The organism is Bacillus sp. BC05(2025), from assembly GCF_056725905.1.
On record NZ_JBWYRA010000027.1, the window covers coordinates 1 to 5,030 of the forward strand.

Sequence of the window (5,030 nt, forward strand, 5' to 3'; positions counted from 1 at the left end):
TTTTGACTTGTGTTTTTTCGTGTTTAATAAAGCATAAACATTTTATACATAGAAAGATGATATACGCAGAATGGATATAGTTTATCCCGCTATTTGCCGGGCAGTAAGACCTCCACATCAAAATTCAGCGGAAGCAAAGAAGTTAGGTGGAGAATCAACTGCCCGTAAAAGCCCGATTGGTGAGGGCTGATTAAAGTTTTAATTTATATACACATTCGGTCTATCTATTAATATGGCGTTGTCCAAGGGATGTTTAATTTTTGAGCTGTGTCGTACGGTAATTTGGAGTATTAATGGTGATTAGATTATTTCTGCCATGTCAGAAGTAAGTCATACTAGTAGTGAAATAGATAAAAAAACCGATATTCTAACTTGAATATCGGTTTAATAATTTGTGACTTATATGAATTTAGAGCAATACGAAAAGCGTAAATAAAATAGCTAGTAAAATGCGATAGTATGCAAAAGGTTTTAAACCTATCTTCTCTAAAAGCTTCAGAAAAGTTACTACCGCTAGCATTGCTACTATAAAAGAGGTAATGAATCCTACGACAAACATAGGAATATCATTTACACTTAAATACTTCCAGCTTTTTAATAAGTCTAAGCCTGTAGCGCCAACCATTACAGGAAGAGCAATGAGAAAAGAGAATTCAGATGCAGTTTTATAATTTACTTTTGCTAATAGCCCCCCAGAAATAGTAGAGCCAGCTCTAGAAAAACCAGGATATACGGCTAAGCATTGAAATAATCCAATTGTTAATGCTTGACGGTATGTTAAATCATCTAGTGAATAGGCGGTTGCCTCTTTCTTTTTTACTTCTGCAAAGATCATCAGAATGGCCCCTGCCACAAGTCCGATTACGACAGTGTAGGGCTGAAATAAGTAAGTTTTAATAACATCGTGTAGTAATAAACCAGCAACTACTGCTGGAAATACGCCAAGAAATACATGGAATACGTTAAATTTTTTCTTTTTCCGCAGAAGAGGTTTAATATTACATAAAGAAACGAGACGTTTATGATATAAAATTGCAATAGCTAAAATTGCCCCTAGCTGTATAACAATTTCAAACGTTTTCGCTCTTTCTCCTTCAAAGCCTAATAAATGCCCGACTAATATAAGGTGGCCAGTAGAGGAGATAGGTAAAAATTCAGCTAGCCCCTCTACGATACCAAGTATGAAAGCAATAATGATATCGCTCATAGTTTCACTCCTATAAATTAATGGATATCTACTCTTTTAAAATAGAATAGTGTTGCAATAAATCCTGAAATCGCTGTTGCCGCAATGATGATATAAGAATACTCTGGTGGATATGTGGGTTGTAATTCATTATTTGTGATATCTAAAGTAGCGGTCCACGGAAATAAATCTTTATGTTTGGAGTTTACGAGCATAAGATTAGTCATTGTAATAATGACTGTTAATATAATAGGCGGTACATAGCTCTTCATTACAAGAGTTAATAGCACTATAGGTGAAGACAATAGAAAGAGAAGGACACCACAAATTGAAAATTTTAGGAAAGAACCTAAAATTAAATCGGTGTTAAAACCAGGGAAGCCCCCCAATACCCCTAATATTAAAGTGAGTGTCCAAGCGACTAAAGTTAGCATCACGATCCAAAGAAAAAGAGTGATGAACTTACTTATAATAAAGCTAATACGCGACACGGGAATAGTTAATAAATTCTTTAGTGTATCTTCTGTATATTCACGGGTAAACATATAAGCAATTACTACTCCATATAAGGGAAAGCCTATTACTAAAGTAGTATATAAGTTAACTTCAGTGAATAATTGGTGGAACAAAATGGTCGGAGTTGGCTGTTTGGTTTTTATATGTATATAAGAAGCTACTACAACTAAGAAAGGTGCGACACCAGCACCAATAATGCTAATTAAAAACATATTAGAGCGTTTTAGTTTTAATAGTTCTGTATAGAGTAGATTAACCAATCGTTCCACCCCCGACTAGTTTAGTGAAATAATCTTCTAATCTATCTTCGCTCATCATTATTTTTAATACTTCAATATCATTCGGAACGAACGTTCTGTTTATGCACCCTTGTTGTCCGAAATGAGAATAAATACGAATATTTCCTTCATCATGAACTTCGTAATCAAAAATTTGAAAATGATTTTCTAATAGCATCGCAGCCTTATTGTCATTATTCACCTGAAATTCTATGTACTTACGGTTTGCTTTGCGCAGTGTATCAAGAGTAACTTCTTCTAGTAACCTTCCTTCGTGAATAATTCCGATACGATCAACTAACTGTTCTACCTCTGCTAATATGTGACTAGAAATGAGTATCGTTATATTCCTTTCTTGAGCTAAAGAATGAATAAGTTTTCGCATTTCTTTAATACCAATAGGGTCCAGCCCATTAGTTGGTTCATCTAGTATGAGTAATTCGGGATAATGGAGAAGAGCACGTGCAATTCCTAGGCGCTGCTTCATTCCTAAAGAATACTTTCCTACCAACTTTTTTGTTTCATGCTGCAATCCTACTATCTCTAATGCTTCTTCAATAGCATTCTTTTTATGAATTCCAATTATCTTTGCATTAACTAATAAGTTTTCTTTTGCAGTTAAGTTTTCATAAAACCCTGGAACCTCAACGATAGAACCAATTCTTCTTAAAATATCTTTTTGGTTTTGAAATAAGTTCTCTCCAAATATTTCAATATTTCCACTTGTAGGCTTTATAAGGCTGAGTAACATACGAATGGTTGTAGTTTTACCAGCACCGTTACGTCCTATGAATCCGTAAATTTCTCCTTGTTGAACGTTAATATTTAGATTATCTACTGACTTTTGTGTGCCGTATGCTTTAGTAAGGTTAGTCGTTTTTATAATTGTATTTATAGGGGACACCTACTTTCTATAAGTTCTTAATTACATGATAAAAAGGAAGGTTTAACTGCGTATTAATCATTTCTTAACTATTTCTTAAAAGCATTGTGTTTTGGAATGGAAAAACCAAAAGTAGTTCGTTCCCATGGGATACTTTCAACCCATATATGTCCATGCTGCTTCTCAACTAGTGCTTTTACAATGGCAAGTCCTAGGCCGCTACCGCCATAGGAGGAATTTCTTGATTGTTCGCTTCGGTACATTCGCTCAAATACGTTTTGTAAGTCATGTTTTGGAATACCCGGGCCTCTGTCCCAAATAAGAAGTTCATAGTCTGTATCGGTTTCTAGTAGTTCGATTCCTAATGTTTTCCCATCTTTTCCGTAATAAATAGCATTTTTTATTAAATTATTCATAATTCGCATAAGGCTAAGGTGGTCTGCGATGATAGGGCAAGTAGATTCTGGGATTAGAACTTGTAGCTCAATATTATGTTTTGAGAGTTCAGGCAAAAATTCAATTAAAATTTCTCTAGTAACTTCAGAAAAGTCGAGTTGTTCTTCTTTTATTGGAAATTCATTGGCGTCTAGCTTTGCCATATTGAATATGTCATCAACTAGATGTTTTAAGTTATTTGATTTTATATAAAGTACTTTAAGATATTCTTGCTTTTCTATTTCAGAAGCAGCAACCCCATCTTTTAAAGCATCGATATAGCCAATAACTGAGGTGAGTGGTGTTCGAATGTCGTGCGAGATACTAGACAAAAGTTGTTTTCTAGATTCCTGAGACCTTTTTGCTTCAATCCGAACCTTTTCTAATTCAGCTATTAGTTCATTTATTGAAAAAACGATATTATGTAATGAACGATCATTGCTTGTAAATAATCTCGTTTGTAAATTACCTTTTAGTACACGGCTTAATTTAGTATCTATTGATTTGCAATGCTGAATAAATTGTATTCTTGAAAAGAAGAGATACATTGTAATTGAGATAAGTGTAATAAATAAAGACATTTTTATGCTTGGAACCATTTGTATATTTAAAAGCCCACAAATGATAAGTTGTAATGAAATAAGGAATAGCGTTTTATCAGTCTTCAAGCTTTTCACCTACAAACTTATAACCAATGCCCCATACAGTTTGAATAAACTTTGGATTGGAAGGATCGTTTTCTATTTTCTTTCTAAGTTTTCGAATATGTACCATAACGGTATTATTATCTTCTATATAATTATCGTCCCATACATTTCGGAAGAGTTGAGTTTTAGTAAATACTTGCCCTGGGTTTGAGGTGAAGAATTTTAATAGTTCCAGTTCTTTTCCGGTTAAGCTAATTTCCTCCGTATTTGTATGAACTGTATATGTATTTAAATTGATGGTTAGTCCTTTAAAAGTTAAAGTTGTTTTCTCTTGTACATTAATGTTACTGCTGAGAACTAAAAAACGTCGCATAAGAGCTTTTACTCGTGCAACCACCTCGTGAATACTGAAAGGTTTTGTAATGTAATCATCAGCGCCAATGCTTAGACCCAAAATTTTATCAACTTCGTGATCTTTAGCAGTCAACATTAATATAGGTACGTTAGTTTTATCTCTAAGCTTTCTGCATACTTCGATACCATCTACTTTCGGCATCATAAGGTCTAATATAACGAGATTATAGTTGTTTTGATTAAATAACTGTAAGGCCTCATCTCCATTAATCGCAGTATCTACCATATATAATTCTCGTTCTAAATATATTTTCAATAAATTTCGGATTTCTTTATCATCGTCTGCTATAAGGATACGTATATCTTTCATATCTTCACCTGCTTCTAATAGATTTTCATTGATAGTACAACAACACTCTAATTATATACTAGTATTTGTTAAAATAAGGTTGCTAGTTTTATTGGAGGAAAAGGTCTGCACGTATTAAGTTTAGAGTTCAAAATGACTGGGATATGTTTTGGGAGAATAAATTAAAGAGCAGCAGAAGATGGTTTCTGGTAATGAATCTTGTAAGGTTGTATATAGCTAAGAGAGCATAAAAATATTAACTTGAATATATTTATAAAAAGGTGTTGACGATTGTACATTAGAGGTGTAATATAGAACAAGTCGCCGATGACATTAACGTCGAAAGCGGCAAACGAAATAAAAAACTTAGTTGACATTAACC

At 33.6% G+C, this 5,030-nt stretch carries 5 protein-coding genes; all 5 read right to left on the reverse strand.

The features are described from left to right. Positions 1 to 409: 409 nt before the first annotated feature. Positions 410 to 1,207 (reverse strand): undecaprenyl-diphosphate phosphatase UppP, encoded by a 798-nt coding sequence (gene uppP / locus ACZ76X_RS28895; RefSeq protein ID WP_479852465.1) that lies wholly within the window; start codon positions 1,205 to 1,207, stop codon positions 410 to 412. Positions 1,208 to 1,224: 17 nt separating this feature from the next. Beyond that, on the reverse strand, positions 1,225 to 1,962 hold the full coding sequence (locus tag ACZ76X_RS28900) for an ABC transporter permease (RefSeq protein WP_479852466.1): 738 nt from the start codon (positions 1,960 to 1,962) through the stop codon (positions 1,225 to 1,227). After that, positions 1,955 to 2,884, reverse strand: coding sequence for an ABC transporter ATP-binding protein (locus tag ACZ76X_RS28905; protein ID WP_479852467.1), 930 nt, complete (start codon positions 2,882 to 2,884; stop codon positions 1,955 to 1,957). Before ACZ76X_RS28905 ends, ACZ76X_RS28900 begins: the two co-directional genes overlap by 8 nt. A gap of 68 nt (positions 2,885 to 2,952) precedes the next feature. Next, complete coding sequence (locus ACZ76X_RS28910) at positions 2,953 to 3,966, reverse strand: sensor histidine kinase (protein ID WP_479852468.1); 1,014 nt, start codon at positions 3,964 to 3,966, stop codon at positions 2,953 to 2,955. After that, positions 3,956 to 4,669 carry a response regulator transcription factor gene (locus tag ACZ76X_RS28915; protein WP_479852469.1) on the reverse strand — a complete coding sequence of 238 codons (714 nt, stop codon included), beginning with the start codon at positions 4,667 to 4,669 and terminating at the stop codon, positions 3,956 to 3,958. The genes ACZ76X_RS28910 and ACZ76X_RS28915 overlap by 11 nt, the downstream gene beginning before the upstream one ends. Between the last annotated feature and the right edge of the window lie 361 nt (positions 4,670 to 5,030).

Bases quoted from the DNA above. Each gene is read 5' to 3' on its own strand.
- uppP (WP_479852465.1), bottom strand. From the start codon at position 1,207: ATGAGCGATATCATTATTGCTTTCATACTTGGTATCGTAGAGGGGCTA.
- ACZ76X_RS28915 (WP_479852469.1), bottom strand. From the start codon at position 4,669: ATGAAAGATATACGTATCCTTATAGCAGACGATGATAAAGAAATCCGA.